Origin of the sequence: Citrobacter portucalensis (assembly GCF_002042885.1) — a bacterium.
In the GTDB taxonomy this organism is placed as follows: domain Bacteria; phylum Pseudomonadota; class Gammaproteobacteria; order Enterobacterales; family Enterobacteriaceae; genus Citrobacter; species Citrobacter portucalensis.
In genome coordinates this window covers 11,830-28,989 of sequence record NZ_MVFY01000009.1, presented here as the reverse complement: position 1 = coordinate 28,989, position 17,160 = coordinate 11,830, and the positions used below count along the sequence as shown (strand labels likewise).

Here is a 17,160-nt window from a genome sequence, read left to right as displayed (position 1 = left end):
AGACTTTAACAATAGCGTAATGTCTGATGTGCCCGGAGCGAAACGTGAATTTCCAGCAACTTAAAATAATCCGCGAGGCGGCTCGTCAGGATTACAACCTGACAGAGGTCGCGAATATACTGTACACCTCGCAGTCGGGCGTCAGCCGACACATTCGTGAACTTGAAGATGAACTTGGTATCGAGATTTTTATCCGTCGCGGTAAACGCCTGTTGGGCATGACCGAACCGGGTAAAGCCTTGCTGGTTATTGCCGAGCGTATTCTGAATGAGGCCAGCAATGTTCGTCGACTGGCGGATCTGTTTACCAATGACACGTCCGGCGTTCTGACGATTGCCACCACGCATACCCAGGCACGCTATAGCTTGCCTGCGGTGATAAAAGCTTTTCGTGAGCTGTTCCCTGAGGTGCGTCTGGAACTTATTCAGGGTACGCCACAGGAGATTGATGTCCTGCTACAAAATGGCGGGGCAGATATCGGAATTGCCAGTGAGCGGCTGAGCAGCGATCCATTGTTGGTGGCTTTTCCCTGGTTTCGTTGGCACCACAGCCTGCTTGTTCCTCATGACCATCCGTTAGTGAAAGCCTCTCCGCTCACGCTGGAGTCTATTGCTCACTGGCCGTTAATTACCTATCGTCAGGGGATTACAGGGCGTTCCCGCATCGATGAAGCATTTGCTCGCAAAGGGCTGATACCGGATATTATTCTCAGCGCCCAGGACTCGGATGTGATTAAAACTTACGTGTCGCTGGGGTTGGGGATTGGGCTGGTGGCAGAGCAATCCAGCGGCGAGCAGGAAGAGGGGACCTTAACCCGTCTGGATACCCGGCATTTGTTTGATGCAAATACCGTTTGGCTGGGGCTTAAACGCGGACAGCTGCAGCGCAACTACGTCTGGCGATTTATCGAGCTATGCAATGCAGGGTTATCCGTCGATGAAATTAAGCGTCAGGCGATGGAGCCAGATGAGGCGGTGATTGATTATCAGATTTAACTACAAAAGCCCGTGAGTAAACGGGCTTCTCTGACGTCACCGAATGGCGGGTAGAACTCTGCGTTACCTCAAGGTCTCCAGCCTCAGATCCTGCGTCGGTACCCGCGACAATATCGAACAAGATACCGCCCGGCCCGAATCCGCATAAATAAACTGAAATCCATTCTTCACCGAAAGAACATCTCGATTGGTAAACGTATAGAATTTATTACTCTGACTACGCCGGGCATCGGAAACATAAAAACTATTGTTTTCCCACAGCACACTAACGTGCTGGAACAAATGAAATGTCACCTCCGCCCAGCCTCTGTCCGGGCAACGTAGCGTGACTTTCTCACCGGCTATTGTACTCAGTGGAATTACTAATAAAGCGGTTAGCGCTGCTTTCAGCAGTATCGGCATGGGCAAGTATGGGTCTCATTCTGATGTCGTTGCACGATAAGATACTTAACTATGACGTTAACGAATTGGATCATAGAGACATTTTGCATAAGCAGACGGACATTCTCCCGTCGGCAGTATGGAAAAACCTGGTGTGGAGTGAAGCGGTCTACCTGGCGACTGGGATCGCAGAAAAGCAAAAAGCCTGCTTAGTTTCCTAAGCAGGCTTCTTAAATATGGCTCCTCTGACTGGACTCGAACCAGTGACATACGGATTAACAGTCCGCCGTTCTACCGACTGAACTACAGAGGAATCGTTTGAACGAGGCGAATATTAGCGATGCCGCTCAGCGTTGTCAAAGCCTGAATGGATAAATGCGATCGTTTGCTGAAATATTCCCCATTTCGCCGCTTATTCAGACGCAACCGGTTGTTTTATGCACTTTTCGCGTTCGGGGCGCGGGTATTTCCACAACCAGCGGCCAGTGACCATACGCCAGTAAAATAACGCGGCGCGTACGGCCCAGTCGAAGAACATACCTAACCAAACGCCGACAACTCCCCATCCTAATACGATACCGAGGGTGTAACCCGCGACTACGCGGCAGCCCCACATGCCCAGCATCGATACCCACATAGCAAAACGTGCATCTCGCGCACCTTTAAAGCCTGCTGGTAACACCCAGGAGGCTGCCCATATCGGCATAAATGCTGCGTTGAGCCAAATCAGGATGACTATGACCTCTTTTACATCCTGATCGTGGGTATAAAATGAGGCCATTACCCCGGCGAAAGGAGCGGTTAACCAGGCAATTGCCGTCAGGCCGATCGTCGACAGCCAGAATACATGCCGTAGCTGGATTTCAGCCTGGGCAATCTGACCATTTCCCAGACGCCTGCCGGTAATGATTGTCGACGCGGAACCTAAAGCATTCCCCGGTAAGTTGATAAGCGCGGCGATAGAAAATGCAATAAAGTTCCCGGCGATAACGCTGGTTCCCATGCCTGAAACAAACATCTGCGTCAAAAGTTTACCGCCATTGAACAGCACTGACTCGATACTTGCCGGAATGCCGATCCCCATCACCTCCCAGATAATGGCGAGATTGAGTGGCTTAAAATAGCTTTTGAAGGGAATTCGCAGCGCGGGGTTAAAACCAATCATCAGTACCCAGATGATGGCAATCGCCCCGATGTAGCGCGAAATGGTCAGTCCCAGACCTGCTCCCACAAATCCCAGACCTTGCCAGGAAAAGATCCCGTAAATCAGGATGCTACTGATGATGATATTCAGGATGTTCATGCCGCCGTTAATCAACAACGGTATTTTTGTATTTCCGGCTCCACGTAGTGCGCCACTGCCAATCAGCGCAATGGCTGCTGCCGGGTAGCTGAGCACCGTCAGCTCCAGATAGGTGAGTGCCAAAGCTTTAACGTCTGGCGTTGCTTCACCTGCGACAACGTCAATAATCTGTTGACCAAAATAGTGAATGACCGCTGCCAGAACGGTAGCAAAAATTGTCATGATCACCAGTGATTGTCTGGCCGCGGCTCTGGCCCGTCGACGATCTCGTTTCCCGAGGCTAAATGCTACAACCACGGTGGTGCCCAGATCGATGGCGGCGAAAAATGCCATGATGACCATATTAAAGCTGTCGGCGAGTCCGACACCGGCCATCGCTTCTTTTCCCAACCAGCTGACCAGGAAGGTACTGAGAACACCCATCAATAGCACACAGGTGTTTTCCAGAAAAATGGGGACAGCCAGCGGAGTGATTTCGCGCCAAAAGAGAACCTTATAACTCTTGCGTTTGGCATACCAGGGCGTGCGGGAAGCGACCTGGCGTAAGGCAGCGGAGACGTTCAAAGTGGACCTTAACGAAGAAAGTTGAAACCTCATTTCAAATGATGAGGGAGAATCAAAAAAGCTGCAAAGTTTTTTCTATTTAAAATGTCTGTAAATGCAACAAACTGTCGAGAGAAGCATCAATTGATTCGCATTCGAGGAAATGGGGTTTGACAAAATTTTTTTCGCCGCTAAGATAAGCCTCCACAACGATTCCTCTGTAGTTCAGTCGGTAGAACGGCGGACTGTTAATCCGTATGTCACTGGTTCGAGTCCAGTCAGAGGAGCCATATTTAAGAAGCCTGCTTAGGAAACTAAGCAGGCTTTTTGCTTTTTGCTTTTTGTTTCAAGCCTGATCGAGCGAAGCTACACCGGAATCTTATGCCGGGAAATCCCCATGCTGACGCGCAACCAACGTCAGAATGGAATACAGCGCCACCGCCTGCTGGTGCTGATTAAAGATCTCCACCGACCACTCCACCACGCCGGTCGCTTTTTCTTCGGCATTGCGCTGACGTTTCACCGTTTTGCGTTTGCAGGTTAAACGCACCTGGATAGTGTCGCCCGGCTTAACCGGCTCGATAAAGCGCAGGTTTTCCATGCCATAGTTGGCAATCACCGGACCGACGCCCGCGTCAACAAACAGACCGGCTGCGGCGGAAATCAGGAAGTAACCGTGCACCACGCGCTCGCCGAAAATGGAATCGGCTGCTGCAATCTTGTCCATATGGGCGTAGAAGTGGTCACCGCTGAGGCAGGCAAAGTTAACGATATCCGCTTCGGTCAGTGTACGACGTGGCGTCAGCAGGCTGTCGCCCGGCTGGATCTCTTCGAAGTATTTACGGAACGGGTGAATACGATCTTCCTCCACCCGAGCGCCACGCACCCACTGTTGGCTTACCGCCGCGAGCATGGTTGGGCTGCCCTGAATGGCGGTGCGTTGCATGTAGTGTTTCACCGCGCGCAGCCCACCCAGCTCTTCACCGCCGCCTGCACGTCCAGGCCCACCGTGGACCAACTGTGGCAGCGGAGATCCGTGGCCGGTCGATTCCATCGAGGACTCTTCGTTCAGCACCTGAATACGCCCGTGGGCGCGGGCCGCACCGAGGATAAACTCTCGCGCCAGTTCGCCGCTCGCCGTCACCAGCGTTCCTGCCAGACTGCCTTCACCGGCGCGCGCCAGCGTCATGGCATGCCCGGTATTTTGATACGGCATCAGCGTGGCGACCGGACCAAAGGCTTCAATTGCATGTACCGCGGCAATTTCATCCGGCTGCGGACAAAACAGCAGCGTTGGCGGGAAGAAAGCCCCAGCCGTGCTCAGATCTGCTTTTCCACCCAGCAGCACCTCACACCCGGCTTCAACCAGACGATTCACATTATCCTGCACGTCCTGACGCTGATCGTTATTCACCAGCGACCCCATCTTCACGCCTTCCTGCGCCGGATCGCCCACTACCACTTTTTGCAGACGGGTAATCAGCGCCTCGCTGACCGCTTTCACCTGCGCCTGTGGCACGATAATGCGGCGGATAGCGGTACATTTCTGCCCGGCTTTGGTCGTCATCTCGCGCACTACTTCACGTAGAAACAGTGCAAACTCAGGCTGTTCTGGGGTGACGTCATCACCCAGCACGCAGCAGTTGAGTGAATCCGCTTCCATGGTGAATGGAACCGATTTAGCCACCAGGTTGGGGTGCACGCGCAACTGCTGCCCGGTATGAGCAGAACCGGTAAAGGTCACCACATCCTGGCTGTCGAGGTGATCGAGCAGGTCACCCGCGCTGCCGCAGATAAGGCTAATTGCGCCGTTCGGTACCAGGCCACTGTCGATAATCGCTTTCACCATTGCCTGAGTGAGCTGCGCGGTGGCGGTTGCAGGTTTGATAATGGCTGGCATCCCGGCAAGCCAGGTTGGCGCCAGCTTCTCTAGCATACCCCAGCAGGGGAAGTTAAAGGCGTTGATATGCACCGCAACACCGGATTTGGAGGTCAGCACGTGGCGTGCGGCAAAACCGCCCTGTTTGGACAGCGGGATCAGTTCGTCTTCCGGCCACAGCGTATCGTCCGGCAGCTCGCGGCCACCGAGACTGGCATAAGTGAAAAGCGTGCCAATGCCGCCTTCGATATCGACCCAGCTGTCACCGCGCGTTGCTCCGGTTTGCGCGGATATGGCATAGAAATCGGCTTTCAGTTCCATTAAATGCTTCGCCACCGCTTTTAGCATCGCGCTGCGCTCAATAAAACTCATTGCCTGTAACGCTTTGCCGCCGTGCTCAATCGCAAAGCGGCGCGCCTGCGCCATATCCAGTCCAACGCTTGTCACTTCCCAAAGCGCTTCACCGGTAAGGGCGTGGTGGATGGTGCGGGTGCGGCCCCGGCCTGTCTGCCAGGCACCTGATAAATAACTGGCTAACTGCTGCATCGTTAATCTCCAGATGTGTTCCGTAATATCTCTTTAAATAGTTCTTTTATGAATCACAAAATGCAAGTGAGATTTTAATAATTTGTTAACAATGAGATCGCGAACACTTTACCTTTATTGGTTATCTATCTGTTATTAATGAATAAACAAAAACCATTTGCGACAAGTATCGCAAAATCAGCAAACAAAATTTGTGGTTTTATTTAACCAAGATGTAACTTTTATAAAACAAAGTGATTCGCAAATATTGATTTGTTGAAATTATCGGAATCATAAGGTGATGACGTGACAGAAGAACAACGCTTTGACCAGCGCATCGCGCAGGAAACGGCCATCGAGCCGCAGGACTGGATGCCGGACGCATACCGTAAGACGCTGATCCGCCAGATTGGCCAGCATGCGCACTCGGAAATTGTCGGCATGTTACCGGAAGGCAACTGGATAACCCGCGCACCTACGCTGCGGCGTAAGGCCATTCTGCTCGCAAAAGTACAGGACGAGGCCGGACACGGTCTGTACCTCTACAGCGCGGCGGAAACACTGGGCTGCGTGCGTGAAGATCTGTACCAGAAGATGCTCGACGGCCAGATGAAATACTCCTCCATCTTCAACTACCCAACCCTCAGCTGGGCGGATATCGGTGTGATCGGCTGGCTGGTCGATGGCGCGGCGATTGTTAACCAGGTGGCGCTGTGTCGTACCTCCTACGGCCCGTATGCCAGGGCGATGGTCAAAATCTGCAAAGAAGAGAGCTTCCATCAGCGTCAGGGCTTCGAAGCGTGTATGGCGCTGGCTACCGGTAGCGAGGATCAGCGTCAGATGCTGCAGGACGCCATCAACCGTTTCTGGTGGCCTGCACTAATGATGTTTGGCCCGAACGACGACAACTCACCGAACAGCGCCCGCAGCATGGCGTGGAAAATCAAACTGCACTCCAACGACGAACTGCGTCAGCGCTTTGTTGATAACACGGTCCCGCAGGTAGAAATTCTCGGTATGACCGTGCCGGACGCCGACCTACAGCTTGATGAAGCGACGGGGAAATATCGATTCGGTGAGATCGACTGGCAGGAATTTAATGAGGTCATCAACGGTCGTGGTGTCTGTAACCACGAACGTCTGGGCGCAAAGCGTAAGGCCTGGGAAGAAGGGGCATGGGTGCGCGAGGCCGCACTGGCGCACGCCGAAAAGCAACAGGCCCGCGACGCGGCGTAAGGAGAGAGTCATGAGCAAAACATACTGGCCGTTATACGAAGTTTTTGTCCGCAGCAAACAGGGGTTATCACACCGTCACGTTGGCAGTCTGCATGCCGCCGATGACCAGATGGCGCTGGAAAATGCACGCGATGCCTATACACGCCGCAGCGAAGGCTGCTCCATCTGGGTGGTGAAAGCCAGCGAAATTGTTGCGTCACAGCCGGAAGAACGCGGTGAGTTTTTTGACCCGGCGGAGAGCAAAGTCTATCGCCATCCCACGTTCTACACCGTGCCGGACGGCATGGAACATATGTGAGGCAACGATGAATAACCTGAATCCCGTTGCAACCTATGCCCTGCGTCTGGGCGATAACGGCCTGGTGCTGGCTCAGCGTCTGGGGGCCTGGTGCGGTCATGCGCCGGAGCTGGAGATTGATCTGGCGCTGGCTAATATCGGCCTCGACCTGCTGGGGCAGGCGCGCAACTTCCTCAGCTACGCAGCCGAACTGGCGGGTAGCGGCGACGAAGACACGCTGGCTTTTGGCCGTGACGAGCGTCAGTTCCGCAATCTGTTGCTGGTGGAACAGCCTAACGGCAACTTTGCCGACACGATCGCTCGCCAGTTCTTTATCGATGTCTGGCATGTGGCGCTGTTCACTCGTTTGGTTAACAGCCGCGATAAGCAGATTGCGGCTATCGCTGCCAAAGGACTGAAAGAAGTGCGTTATCACCTGCGCTTCAGCCGCGGCTGGCTGGAACGACTGGGGAATGGTACTGACTACTCCGCGCAACTGATGCAGAAGGCGGTGGACAATCTGTGGCGTTACACCGGCGAATTGTTCCTTGCCGACGAACTGGAGATCGCTCTGGCCAGGCAGGGCATTGCCGTCGATCCGCGCGAACTGCAAACCGAATGGCAAATGACGGTACACACTGCGCTGATTGATTCTGGTTTACAGGTTCCGCAAGAGGCGGCGTTTCGCAACGGCGGTAAGCAGGGGCTACACAGCGAACATCTCGGGCCGATGTTGGCCGAGATGCAGTACTTGCAGCGTGCGTATCCTGGGCAGCAGTGGTAGCAGGAGGTGGCTATGCAACGTCTTACCGCGATCGCACCGCCAGAGGTGCACACCGTTTGGGGGCTGTTAAGTGCGATTCCCGATCCGGAAGTGCCGGTGCTGACCATCACCGATCTCGGCATGGTACGCAGCGTTGAGCGCTGCGGCGACGGCTGGGTTATCGGCTTTACGCCGACGTACTCCGGCTGCCCGGCCACCGAGCATCTACTGGGTGAAATTCGCATGGTGATGGCGGAGCACGGCTATACGCCAGTACATATCGTCCTGCAGCTTGACCCACCGTGGACCACTGACTGGATGAGCCCGGACGCCCGCGAACGCCTGCGCCAGTATGGTATCAGCCCGCCGCAGGCCCACGCCTGTCATGCCGAAATGCCAACTGATGTACAGTGCCCGCGCTGCGCCAGCACCCATACCTCGCTGATTAGCGAATTCGGATCCACGGCCTGTAAAGCGTTGTATCGCTGCGACAGCTGCCGTGAACCCTTTGATTACTTTAAATGTATTTGAGGTTGCGATGACAACATTTCATTCGCTTACCGTGGCCAACGTCGAAGCGGAAACGCGCGATGCGGTGACCATCACTTTCACCATTCCTGACGCGCTGCGTAATGACTACGCCTTTCGACCGGGCCAGCATTTGACGCTGAAAGCTCACCTCGGTGGAGAAGAGCTGCGTCGGTGTTACTCCATTTGTCGCAGCCGCTCGCCGTCGGAAATTAGCGTCGCGGTTAAAGCTATCGACGGTGGGCGTTTCTCCCGCTATGCCCAGCAGGATATCCAGCAGGGTATGGCGCTGGAAGTGATGGTGCCGCAGGGGCACTTCGGCTACCAGCCGCAGGCCGAGCGCGAAGCCCAATATCTGGCGATTGCCGCCGGGTCCGGCATTACGCCGATGATGGCGATTATTGAAGCGACGCTGACGATCGAACCGGCCAGCCAGTTCACGCTGATCTACGGCAACCGCAGCAGCCACAGCATGATGTTCCGTCAGGCGCTGGCCGATCTGAAAGACCGCTATCCGCAGCGTTTACAGGTGGTGCACCTGTTCAGTCAGGAGTCGATGGACAGCGATCTGCTACAGGGTCGTATTGACGGCGACAAACTGCGTGCGCTGGGCAAAAACCTGCTCGATTTCAGCCGCTTTGACGACGCCTTTATCTGTGGCCCATCGGCAATGATGGATGAAGCCGAAGTGGCACTGCGCGAACTGGGCATAGCGGAAAAATCCATTCACCTTGAGCGTTTCAATACGCCGGGGACCAGCGTGAAACACGCCACCGGCGTGCAGGCGGAAGGCCGCACGGTCACCCTTCGTCAGGATGGGCGCGATCGCCTGATTTCACTGAATGCGGAAGATGACAGCATTCTCGACGCCGCGCTGCGCCAGGGTGCTGACCTGCCGTTCGCCTGTAAAGGCGGCGTGTGCGCCACCTGCAAATGCAAGGTGGTCAGCGGCGAGGTGGCGATGGCCGCCAACTACAGCCTTGAAGCCGATGAACTGGCGGCGGGCTATGTGCTGAGCTGCCAGGCGCTGCCAACCAGCGGTGACGTAGTGGTCGACTTCGATGCGCGGGGGATGGCATGAGCGAACTGCTGATTTCCCGTCACGACCGTGTACTGCAACTGACCCTGAACCGTCCGCAGGCGCGTAACGCCCTGAACAATGCGCTGCTAACGCAGATTGCTGACGCGCTGGAAAGCGCGGCGGCGGACGCCAGCATCAGCGTTTGCGTGATTGGCGGCAACCCGCGCTATTTCGCCGCCGGGGCCGATCTTAATGAAATGGCGGAAAAAGATCTGCCCGCCACTTTCGACGATGTTCGTCCTCGCCTGTGGGCACGTATTGATGCCTTCAACAAGCCGCTGATCGCGGTGGTTAACGGTTACGCGCTGGGAGCCGGGTGCGAGCTGGCTCTTCTGTGCGACCTGGTGATTGCCGGGGATAACGCGCGCTTTGGTCTGCCGGAGATTACTCTCGGCACCATGCCAGGGGCGGGCGGTACGCAGCGGCTTATCCGTTGTGTTGGTAAAGCGCTGGCCAGCCGAATGGTGCTGAGCGGTGAAAGCATTGATGCAGAACGAGCGCAACAGGCCGGGCTGGTGAGTGACATTCACCCGGTGAATCTCTCCGATGAATACGCGCTCAAGCTGGCGGCGACCATCGCCCGTCACTCACCGCTGGCGCTGCGGGCGGCAAAACAGTCTCTACGCGCTTCGCAAGAAGTGGGGCTCCAGGCCGGTCTGGTGCAGGAACGTCAGCTGTTTACGCTGCTGAGCGGCACCGAAGATCGTCGTGAAGGCGTCAGCGCCTTTTTAGAAAAACGCACACCGGAATTTAAAGGACGCTAATCGTGGACGTATTTATTCTCAGCGAAGTGGAGCAGGGCGTTATGACTATCACCCTGAACCGCCCGGACCGACTCAACAGCTTTAACGACGTGATGCACCAGCAGCTCGCCGACTGCCTGAAACAGGCCGAGCGCGACGACACCATTCGTTGCCTGCTGATCACCGGTGCCGGACGCGGATTTTGCGCCGGACAGGATCTGAACGACCGTAACGTTGACCCGAGCGGTCTCGCGCCGGATCTGGGCATGTCGGTGGAACGCTTCTACAACCCGCTGGTGCGCCGCTTAGCCGCGCTGCCGAAGCCGGTTATCTGTGCCGTCAACGGCGTGGCCGCTGGTGCCGGTGCCACACTGGCCTTGGGCTGCGACATCGTCCTCGCCGCGCGCTCGGCGAAGTTTGTTATGGCCTTCAGCAAGCTCGGTCTGGTGCCGGACTGCGGCGGAAGTTGGGTGCTGCCGCGCATAGCCGGTCGCGCTCGTGCCGTGGGTTTGCTGATGCTTGGCGATAACCTCAGCGCCGAACAGGCCGCGCAGTGGGGCATGATCTGGCAAGTGGTCGACGATGCCGAGTTGAAAGATGCCGCGTTGACCATGGCGCGCCATTTCGCGACGCAGCCGACCTATGGCCTGGGGCTGATTAAGAAAGCCTTGCAGCTTTCCGAAACCAACACGCTGGATCAGCAGCTTGAGCTTGAGCGCGACTACCAGCGCATGGCCGGTCGCAGCGACGACTACCGCGAAGGGGTCAGCGCCTTTCTCGGCAAACGCCCACCACAGTTCAGCGGGAAATAAGCCATGACGCAAACTCTTCATCGCGTTGCCGTGATCGGCGGCGGAACAATGGGTGCAGGTATTGCCGAGGTGGCTGCCAGCGCCGGACATTCGGTCCTGCTGTATGACATTTCCGCTGAGGCGATTACTCGCGCCATTGAGGGTATTCGCCAGCGACTCGACGTTCGTGTTGGTCGTGGAAAAATCAGTGCGGAACAGGCCAGTGAGCTGCTGGGACGGATCGCACCCGCGACTGAACTGAATCAGCTTGCCGATGCACAACTGGTGATTGAAGCCGCTTCCGAGCGGCTGGAAATTAAAAAAGCGCTGTTTAGTCAGTTGGCGGAGATCTGTTTGCCGTCAACGCTGCTGACCAGTAATACCTCGTCGATCTCAATCACCGCAATTGCGGCGGGAGTGAAGCATCCGGAACGTGTGGCGGGGCTGCACTTCTTTAACCCTGCACCGGTGATGAAACTGGTGGAAGTGGTGAGCGGCATTGCCACCTCAACCGAGGTAGTCGAGCAGCTTTGCCAGTGCGTGACTGCCTGGGGCAAACAGCCGGTGCGCTGCCGCTCAACGCCAGGCTTTATCGTTAACCGCGTGGCGCGTCCGTACTACGCTGAAGCCTGGCGCGCGCTGGAAGAACAGGTTGCGTCAGCGGAAGTGATTGATGCGGCGCTGCGTGACGGCGGCGGCTTCCCGATGGGGCCGCTGGCGCTGACCGACTTGATTGGCCAGGACGTCAACTTTGCCGTGACCTGTTCGGTGTTTAACGCCTTCTGGCAGGACCGCCGTTTTCTACCGTCTTTGCTGCAACAGGAGCTCGCTCTGGCGGGGCGTCTGGGAAAGAAGAGCGGCCACGGCGTCTATCGCTGGCCTGCTGAAGTATCGCCTGAACTGGCTGTTGCAGCGGTAGCGCCTGAAAATGCAGCAAAAAATATCAAACGTGACGTTGTCACTGAACTGGATGATGTGCTGCTCCTTGAAACTACCGGTGAAACCGCGCTGGCCTTAAGCGTGCAGCACCAGCGCCCGGTGGTGGTGTATGACCATGCTACGGGCGACACCGTCGTGCTGGCAAGCGCACCAACCAACCCGGCTTCAGCCACCGACAAAGCGGTGTACTACTTCCAGCAGCAGGGCAAAAAAGTGCTGCGTATTGCCGACTACCCAGGGCTGCTGGTATGGCGCACGGTAGCGATGCTGGCGAACGAAGCGCTGGATGCGCTGCAAAAAGGAGTCGCCAGCGCCGAGGATATCGATACCGCCATGTGTTTGGGGGTCAACTACCCGCACGGGCCGCTGGCCTGGGGTGAATCGCTCGGCTGGGGACGTGTGCTTCGTCTGCTGGAAAATCTACAACAGCACTATGGCGAAGAACGCTATCGCCCGAGTGCGCTGCTGCGCCAGAAAGCGCTGATGGAGATGCGTCATGAGTAATGAAGCCTGGCGCAACGCCCGCGCCATGTATGTGAAAGACACCTGCGCGCAGGCGCTGGGGATTGAAATTATTGAGATGGACGACGGTTATTCGCAGATGACCATGACCGTGTCGCCATCGCAGCTGAATGGACATCAGACCTGTCACGGCGGGCAACTGTTCTCGCTGGCGGATACCGCCTTTGCTTACGCCTGCAACAGTCAGGGACTGGCAGCAGTAGCCTCAGCGGCCAGTATCGACTTTCTGCGTCCGGCTTTTGCAGGTGACAAACTGACCGCCACCGCGCGGGTTAAGCAGCAAGGCAAACTCACTGGCGTTTACGACATTGAAATTGTCAATCAGCAACACAAAACCGTGGCTCTGTTTCGCGGCAAATCCCACCGCATCGGTGGCACGATTACAGGAGAAGTCTAATGCGTGACGCATTTATTTGTGACGGTATTCGTACCCCGATTGGTCGCTACGGCGGGGCGCTGGCAGGCGTGCGTGCCGACGATCTGGCGGCCATCCCGTTGCGTGAATTACTCAACCGCAACCCACGCCTGGATCCCAGCGCTATTGACGATGTGATCTTCGGTTGCGCCAACCAGGCGGGCGAGGATAACCGCAACGTGGCGCATATGGCGACCCTGCTGGCGGGTTATCCGCACAGCGTTGCCGGCACGACCATCAACCGTCTGTGCGGCTCCGGGCTTGATGCGATCGGCTTCGCTGCTCGCACGATCAAAGCCGGTGATGCCGACCTGCTGATCGCTGGTGGTGTTGAGTCAATGTCCCGCGCGCCGTTCGTGATGGGTAAGGCAACGACGCCATACCAGCGTCAGGCAGAAATGTTTGATACCACCATTGGCTGGCGTTTTGTGAACCCGCTCATGCAGCAACAATTCGGAACTGACAGCATGCCGGAAACGGCGGAGAATGTAGCTGAATTGTTAAATGTAAGCCGAGAAGACCAGGACGCCTTTGCGTATCGCAGCCAGCAGCGCACGGCGAAAGCCCAGCGTGACGGCATTCTGGCGCAGGAAATTGTGCCGGTACAAATCATTGGCAAGAAAGGGGCAGTTAGCGCAGTACGTGAAGATGAACATCCGCGTGCAGAAACCACGCTGGAGCAACTCGCACAACTGAAAACACCGTTTCGTAAGAACGGCGTGGTCACCGCAGGCAATGCCTCTGGGGTGAACGACGGCGCGGCAGCAATGATCGTAGCCAGCGAGCAACACATAAAGGCCCAGGGACTAACGCCACGTGCACGCATTGTCGCGATGGCGACGGCGGGCGTGGAGCCGAAGTTTATGGGGCTTGGGCCAGTTCCTGCGGTACGAAAAGTGCTGGAGCGCGCCGGGCTGAATATCAACGATATGGATGTGATTGAGCTGAATGAAGCCTTTGCCGCCCAGGCGTTGGGTGTGATGAGACAGCTTGGACTGGCAGATGACGCAGAACACGTGAATCCCAATGGGGGGGCTATCGCTTTAGGTCACCCGCTGGGGATGAGCGGTGTGCGGCTAGCGCTGGCCGCAACGCTGGAGCTGGAACGACGCAATGGACGTTATGCGCTGTGTACGATGTGTATTGGCGTGGGTCAGGGCATTGCCATGATCCTTGAGCGAGTGTGAGCTAATTGACCTGCGAGTGCCCTACAAAATGACAACGACAACAACAAAATTAGATCCGATTGAAACCGCATCGCGTGACGAATTACAGGCTTTGCAAACCGAGCGCCTGAAATGGACGTTAAAACACGCCTATGAAAATGTCCCGATGTACCGCCGTAAGTTCGACGCGGCGGGGGTTCACCCGGATGATTTCCGTGAGCTGAGCGATCTGAGCAAGTTTCCCTGCACCACCAAGCAGGACCTGCGTGACAACTATCCCTTTGACACCTTCGCGGTACCGATGGAGCAGGTGGTGCGTATCCATGCATCATCCGGCACCACGGGTAAACCGACGGTGGTGGGCTATACGCAAAATGATATCGATACCTGGGCTAACATCGTCGCCCGCTCGCTGCGTGCCGCAGGCGGTACCGCGAAAGATAAAATCCACGTCGCTTATGGCTATGGCCTTTTCACCGGCGGACTGGGCGCGCACTACGGCGCGGAACGCCTGGGGGCAACGGTTATCCCGATGTCCGGCGGTCAAACCGAGAAACAGGCGCAGCTGATTCGCGATTTCAAACCTGACATGATTATGGTTACGCCATCCTACTGTCTGAACCTGATTGAAGAGCTGGAGCGCCAGATGGGCGGTGACGCGCGGGGTTGTTCGCTGCGTACCGGTGTCTTTGGCGCAGAGCCGTGGACAACGGGGATGCGCGCGGAGATCGAACGTCGCCTGGGTATTACGGCGCTGGATATTTATGGCCTCTCGGAAGTGATGGGGCCGGGCGTGGCGATGGAGTGCATCGAAACGGGTGATGGTCCGACAATATGGGAGGATCATTTCTTCCCGGAAGTGGTCAATCCGGATGACGGTACGCCACTGGCCGACGGCGAGCACGGCGAACTGCTGTTCACCACGCTGACGAAAGAAGCGCTACCGGTCATTCGTTATCGTACCCGCGACCTGACGCGCCTGCTGCCGGGTACCGCGCGCACGATGCGTCGTATGGATCGCATTAGCGGGCGCAGCGACGATATGCTGATTATTCGCGGCGTCAACGTCTTCCCATCGCAGGTGGAAGAAGAGATCCTCAAGATTGAACATCTGGCTCCGCATTACCAGTTGGAAGTGGATCGCCGTGGCCATCTTGATTCGCTTTCGGTACGCGTGGAGCTTAAAGAGAGTAGCCTGGTGCTAAGCCATGAGCAGCGCTGCCAGATTTGCCATCATTTGCGTCATCGTATTAAGTCGATGGTCGGTATTTCAACGGACGTAAGCATTGTTAACTGCGGCAGCATTCCGCGCTCAGAAGGAAAGGCGTGCCGGGTGTTCGACCTGCGCAAAGTTGCCGCCAACGGTTAAGACTCGTAGGCCTGATAAGCGCAGCGCCATCAGGCGAGAGCGCACAAGTTGCCGGATGGCGGCGTTGCCTTATCCGGCCTACAAATTCCTGCCATATCGCGGAAATTATCCTGTGCTATGATTCAAAAAGGACAAAAAAGACAACAGTATGAATCATATGGAAAAACTCGATAGTTTTATTCAGCAGGCGGTAACCGCAATGCCGGTCAGCGGCACCTCTCTTATCGCCTCGCTTTACGGGGACTGTTTATCGCAACGCGGTGGAGAAGTCTGGCTCGGTAGCGTTGCCGCGCTGCTGGAAGGGCTTGGCTTCGGTGAACGTTTTGTACGTACCGCGCTGTTTCGCCTTAATAAAGAAGAATGGCTGGACGTAGTACGTATCGGCCGCCGCAGTTTCTACCGCCTGAGTGATAAAGGGCTACGCTTGACGCGCCGCGCCGAGAGCAAAATCTACCGTGCCAGCGCCCCTGAGTGGGACGGTACCTGGCTGCTGCTGCTGTCGGAGGGGCTGGAGAAAAATACCCTGGCCGAAGTTAAAAAGCAGCTGTTATGGCAAGGTTTTGGCGTACTGGCGCCGAGTCTGCTGGCGTCGCCATCGCAAAAGCTGGCGGACGTACAGTCGCTGCTTCATGAAGCTGGGGTAGCGGAAAACGTCATCGTTTTTGAGGCGCATTCGCCGTTGGCACTCTCCCGCGCTGCGCTGCGTGAGCGGGTAGAAGGGTGCTGGCACTTAACCGAACAAAATGCCATGTACGAGGCGTTTATCATGCTGTTCCGTCCGTTGTTACCGCTACTGCGTGACGCCGGGCCGGACGAACTTACGCCAGAGCGCTGCTTCCAGATCCGCCTGTTGCTCATTCACTTCTATCGTCGGGTTGTGCTCAAAGATCCGCTGCTGCCGGAAGAATTGTTGCCTGCTCACTGGCTGGGTCAGACGGCGCGTCAGCTGTGCATTAATATTTATCAACGTGTTGCGCCCGGCGCCCAGGTTTTCGTCAGCGAAAAAGGCGAGAGCTCGGTGGGGGAACTGCCCGCGCCGGGTCCGCTCTATTATCAACGCTTCGGCGGATTAGCCGAGGTGTAACAGGAGAAGCCATGCCGATTTACCAGATTGACGGGATGATCCCGGTAGTTCCTGCAGAAAGCTATGTTCACCCAACCGCAGTGCTGATTGGCGATGTCATTCTCGGCAAAGGAGTTTATGTTGGTCCCAACGCCAGCCTGCGCGGAGATTTTGGGCGTATTGTGGTTAAAGATGGGGCGAATATCCAGGATAACTGCGTGATGCACGGATTTCCCGGCCAGGATACGGTAGTGGAAGAGGACGGACATATCGGCCACGGCGCGATTCTGCATGGCTGTGTGATTGGGCGTAACGCGCTGGTCGGCATGAGCGCGGTGATTATCGATGGCGCGACCATCGGTGAAAACAGTATCGTTGGTGCTTCGGCGTTTGTGAAAGCGCGCGCTGAGATGCCCGCCAACCATCTGATTGTCGGCAGCCCGGCGAAAGCGATTCGCATGTTAACTGAGCAGGAACTGGTGTGGAAAAAACAGGGTACTCGCGAGTATCAGGTGCTGGTGGAGCGCTGTCAGCAGACGCTTGCAGAAGTGGAGCCGCTGACTGCGGTAGAACCCGACAGAAAGCGGCTGGAGTTTGATGAGAATTTGCAACCTAAGTCAGCGAGTTAGCGATTCTACGCA

General features: G+C 56.3%; 17 protein-coding genes and 2 tRNA genes. 15 read left to right on the top strand and 4 right to left on the bottom strand.

What is annotated here, in order from left to right:
• Positions 1–44: 44 nt before the first annotated feature.
• Complete coding sequence (gene cbl / locus BZK40_RS14625; RefSeq protein ID WP_048214440.1) at positions 45–995, top strand: HTH-type transcriptional regulator Cbl; 951 nt, start codon at positions 45–47, stop codon at positions 993–995.
• A 618-nt stretch (positions 996–1,613) separates the two neighbouring features.
• Here cbl and BZK40_RS14615 read toward each other — a convergent pair.
• From BZK40_RS14615 to BZK40_RS24965, 3 genes are all read right to left on the bottom strand, one after another.
• Positions 1,614–1,689: transfer RNA gene (locus BZK40_RS14615), tRNA-Asn, on the bottom strand.
• A gap of 99 nt (positions 1,690–1,788) precedes the next feature.
• The gene (locus BZK40_RS14610; protein ID WP_003846749.1) at positions 1,789–3,276 is read right to left on the bottom strand and encodes an EmmdR/YeeO family multidrug/toxin efflux MATE transporter; all 1,488 of its coding nucleotides are present in this window, start codon (positions 3,274–3,276) and stop codon (positions 1,789–1,791) included.
• Positions 3,277–3,322: 46 nt separating this feature from the next.
• Complete coding sequence (locus BZK40_RS24965) at positions 3,323–3,430, bottom strand: DUF5951 family protein (RefSeq protein WP_219987838.1); 108 nt, start codon at positions 3,428–3,430, stop codon at positions 3,323–3,325.
• A gap of 6 nt (positions 3,431–3,436) precedes the next feature.
• On the opposite strand from BZK40_RS24965, the gene BZK40_RS14605 reads away from it, so the two are divergent.
• Positions 3,437–3,512, top strand: a tRNA-Asn gene (locus tag BZK40_RS14605).
• Between the two features lie 89 nt (positions 3,513–3,601).
• On the opposite strand, the gene paaZ is transcribed toward BZK40_RS14605, so the two are convergent.
• Positions 3,602–5,647: a phenylacetic acid degradation bifunctional protein PaaZ gene (gene paaZ / locus BZK40_RS14600; protein WP_079934875.1), complete on the bottom strand. Its 2,046-nt coding sequence runs from the start codon at positions 5,645–5,647 to the stop codon at positions 3,602–3,604.
• 285 nt (positions 5,648–5,932) lie between these two features.
• Between paaZ and paaA the strand changes: the two genes are divergently transcribed.
• The 13 genes from paaA to paaY all read left to right on the top strand — a co-directional run bounded on the left by paaA (position 5,933) and on the right by paaY (position 17,148).
• Entirely contained in the window at positions 5,933–6,862 is a 930-nt protein-coding gene (paaA, locus tag BZK40_RS14595; protein WP_079934874.1) for a 1,2-phenylacetyl-CoA epoxidase subunit PaaA, read from the top strand.
• Between the two features lie 10 nt (positions 6,863–6,872).
• Entirely contained in the window at positions 6,873–7,160 is a 288-nt protein-coding gene (gene paaB / locus BZK40_RS14590) for a 1,2-phenylacetyl-CoA epoxidase subunit PaaB (RefSeq protein WP_032943000.1), read from the top strand.
• 7 nt (positions 7,161–7,167) lie between these two features.
• Positions 7,168–7,923 (top strand): 1,2-phenylacetyl-CoA epoxidase subunit PaaC, encoded by a 756-nt coding sequence (paaC, locus tag BZK40_RS14585; protein ID WP_071444752.1) that lies wholly within the window; start codon positions 7,168–7,170, stop codon positions 7,921–7,923.
• A 12-nt stretch (positions 7,924–7,935) separates the two neighbouring features.
• Positions 7,936–8,433, top strand: coding sequence for a 1,2-phenylacetyl-CoA epoxidase subunit PaaD (gene paaD / locus BZK40_RS14580; protein ID WP_079934873.1), 498 nt, complete (start codon positions 7,936–7,938; stop codon positions 8,431–8,433).
• Between the two features lie 7 nt (positions 8,434–8,440).
• Entirely contained in the window at positions 8,441–9,511 is a 1,071-nt protein-coding gene (gene paaE, locus BZK40_RS14575; RefSeq protein ID WP_079934872.1) for a 1,2-phenylacetyl-CoA epoxidase subunit PaaE, read from the top strand.
• Entirely contained in the window at positions 9,508–10,275 is a 768-nt protein-coding gene (gene paaF, locus BZK40_RS14570) for a 2,3-dehydroadipyl-CoA hydratase PaaF (RefSeq protein WP_079934871.1), read from the top strand. The genes paaE and paaF overlap by 4 nt, the downstream gene beginning before the upstream one ends.
• 2 nt (positions 10,276–10,277) lie before the next feature.
• On the top strand, positions 10,278–11,066 hold the full coding sequence (gene paaG / locus BZK40_RS14565) for a 2-(1,2-epoxy-1,2-dihydrophenyl)acetyl-CoA isomerase PaaG (protein WP_079934870.1): 789 nt from the start codon (positions 10,278–10,280) through the stop codon (positions 11,064–11,066).
• Positions 11,067–11,069: 3 nt separating this feature from the next.
• Positions 11,070–12,488 (top strand): 3-hydroxyacyl-CoA dehydrogenase PaaH, encoded by a 1,419-nt coding sequence (gene paaH / locus BZK40_RS14560; protein WP_079934869.1) that lies wholly within the window; start codon positions 11,070–11,072, stop codon positions 12,486–12,488.
• Positions 12,481–12,903 carry a hydroxyphenylacetyl-CoA thioesterase PaaI gene (gene paaI, locus BZK40_RS14555; RefSeq protein ID WP_003832239.1) on the top strand — a complete coding sequence of 141 codons (423 nt, stop codon included), beginning with the start codon at positions 12,481–12,483 and terminating at the stop codon, positions 12,901–12,903. The genes paaH and paaI overlap by 8 nt, the downstream gene beginning before the upstream one ends.
• Positions 12,903–14,108: a 3-oxoadipyl-CoA thiolase gene (gene pcaF, locus BZK40_RS14550; protein WP_079934868.1), complete on the top strand. Its 1,206-nt coding sequence runs from the start codon at positions 12,903–12,905 to the stop codon at positions 14,106–14,108. Before paaI ends, pcaF begins: the two co-directional genes overlap by 1 nt.
• Positions 14,109–14,136: 28 nt before the next feature.
• A complete protein-coding gene (paaK, locus tag BZK40_RS14545; protein ID WP_003832244.1) occupies positions 14,137–15,456 on the top strand; it encodes a phenylacetate--CoA ligase PaaK in 1,320 nt (439 codons plus the stop codon).
• A gap of 157 nt (positions 15,457–15,613) precedes the next feature.
• Positions 15,614–16,540, top strand: a complete 927-nt coding sequence (gene paaX / locus BZK40_RS14540; RefSeq protein WP_172111175.1) for a phenylacetic acid degradation operon negative regulatory protein PaaX — start codon at positions 15,614–15,616, stop codon at positions 16,538–16,540.
• Between the two features lie 11 nt (positions 16,541–16,551).
• Positions 16,552–17,148 (top strand): phenylacetic acid degradation protein PaaY, encoded by a 597-nt coding sequence (paaY, locus tag BZK40_RS14535; protein WP_003832248.1) that lies wholly within the window; start codon positions 16,552–16,554, stop codon positions 17,146–17,148.
• Positions 17,149–17,160: the final 12 nt, after the last annotated feature.

Coding starts and splice junctions, on each gene's coding strand:
- paaY (WP_003832248.1), top strand. CDS start 16,552: ATGCCGATTTACCAGATTGACGGGATGATCCCGGTAGTTCCTGCAGAA.
- paaX (WP_172111175.1), top strand. CDS start 15,614: ATGGAAAAACTCGATAGTTTTATTCAGCAGGCGGTAACCGCAATGCCG.
- paaB (WP_032943000.1), top strand. CDS start 6,873: ATGAGCAAAACATACTGGCCGTTATACGAAGTTTTTGTCCGCAGCAAA.
- paaE (WP_079934872.1), top strand. CDS start 8,441: ATGACAACATTTCATTCGCTTACCGTGGCCAACGTCGAAGCGGAAACG.
- paaH (WP_079934869.1), top strand. CDS start 11,070: ATGACGCAAACTCTTCATCGCGTTGCCGTGATCGGCGGCGGAACAATG.
- paaI (WP_003832239.1), top strand. CDS start 12,481: ATGAGTAATGAAGCCTGGCGCAACGCCCGCGCCATGTATGTGAAAGAC.
- paaK (WP_003832244.1), top strand. CDS start 14,137: ATGACAACGACAACAACAAAATTAGATCCGATTGAAACCGCATCGCGT.
- paaD (WP_079934873.1), top strand. CDS start 7,936: ATGCAACGTCTTACCGCGATCGCACCGCCAGAGGTGCACACCGTTTGG.
- paaF (WP_079934871.1), top strand. CDS start 9,508: ATGAGCGAACTGCTGATTTCCCGTCACGACCGTGTACTGCAACTGACC.
- paaZ (WP_079934875.1), bottom strand. CDS start 5,647: ATGCAGCAGTTAGCCAGTTATTTATCAGGTGCCTGGCAGACAGGCCGG.
- BZK40_RS14610 (WP_003846749.1), bottom strand. CDS start 3,276: ATGAGGTTTCAACTTTCTTCGTTAAGGTCCACTTTGAACGTCTCCGCT.
- pcaF (WP_079934868.1), top strand. CDS start 12,903: ATGCGTGACGCATTTATTTGTGACGGTATTCGTACCCCGATTGGTCGC.
- paaC (WP_071444752.1), top strand. CDS start 7,168: ATGAATAACCTGAATCCCGTTGCAACCTATGCCCTGCGTCTGGGCGAT.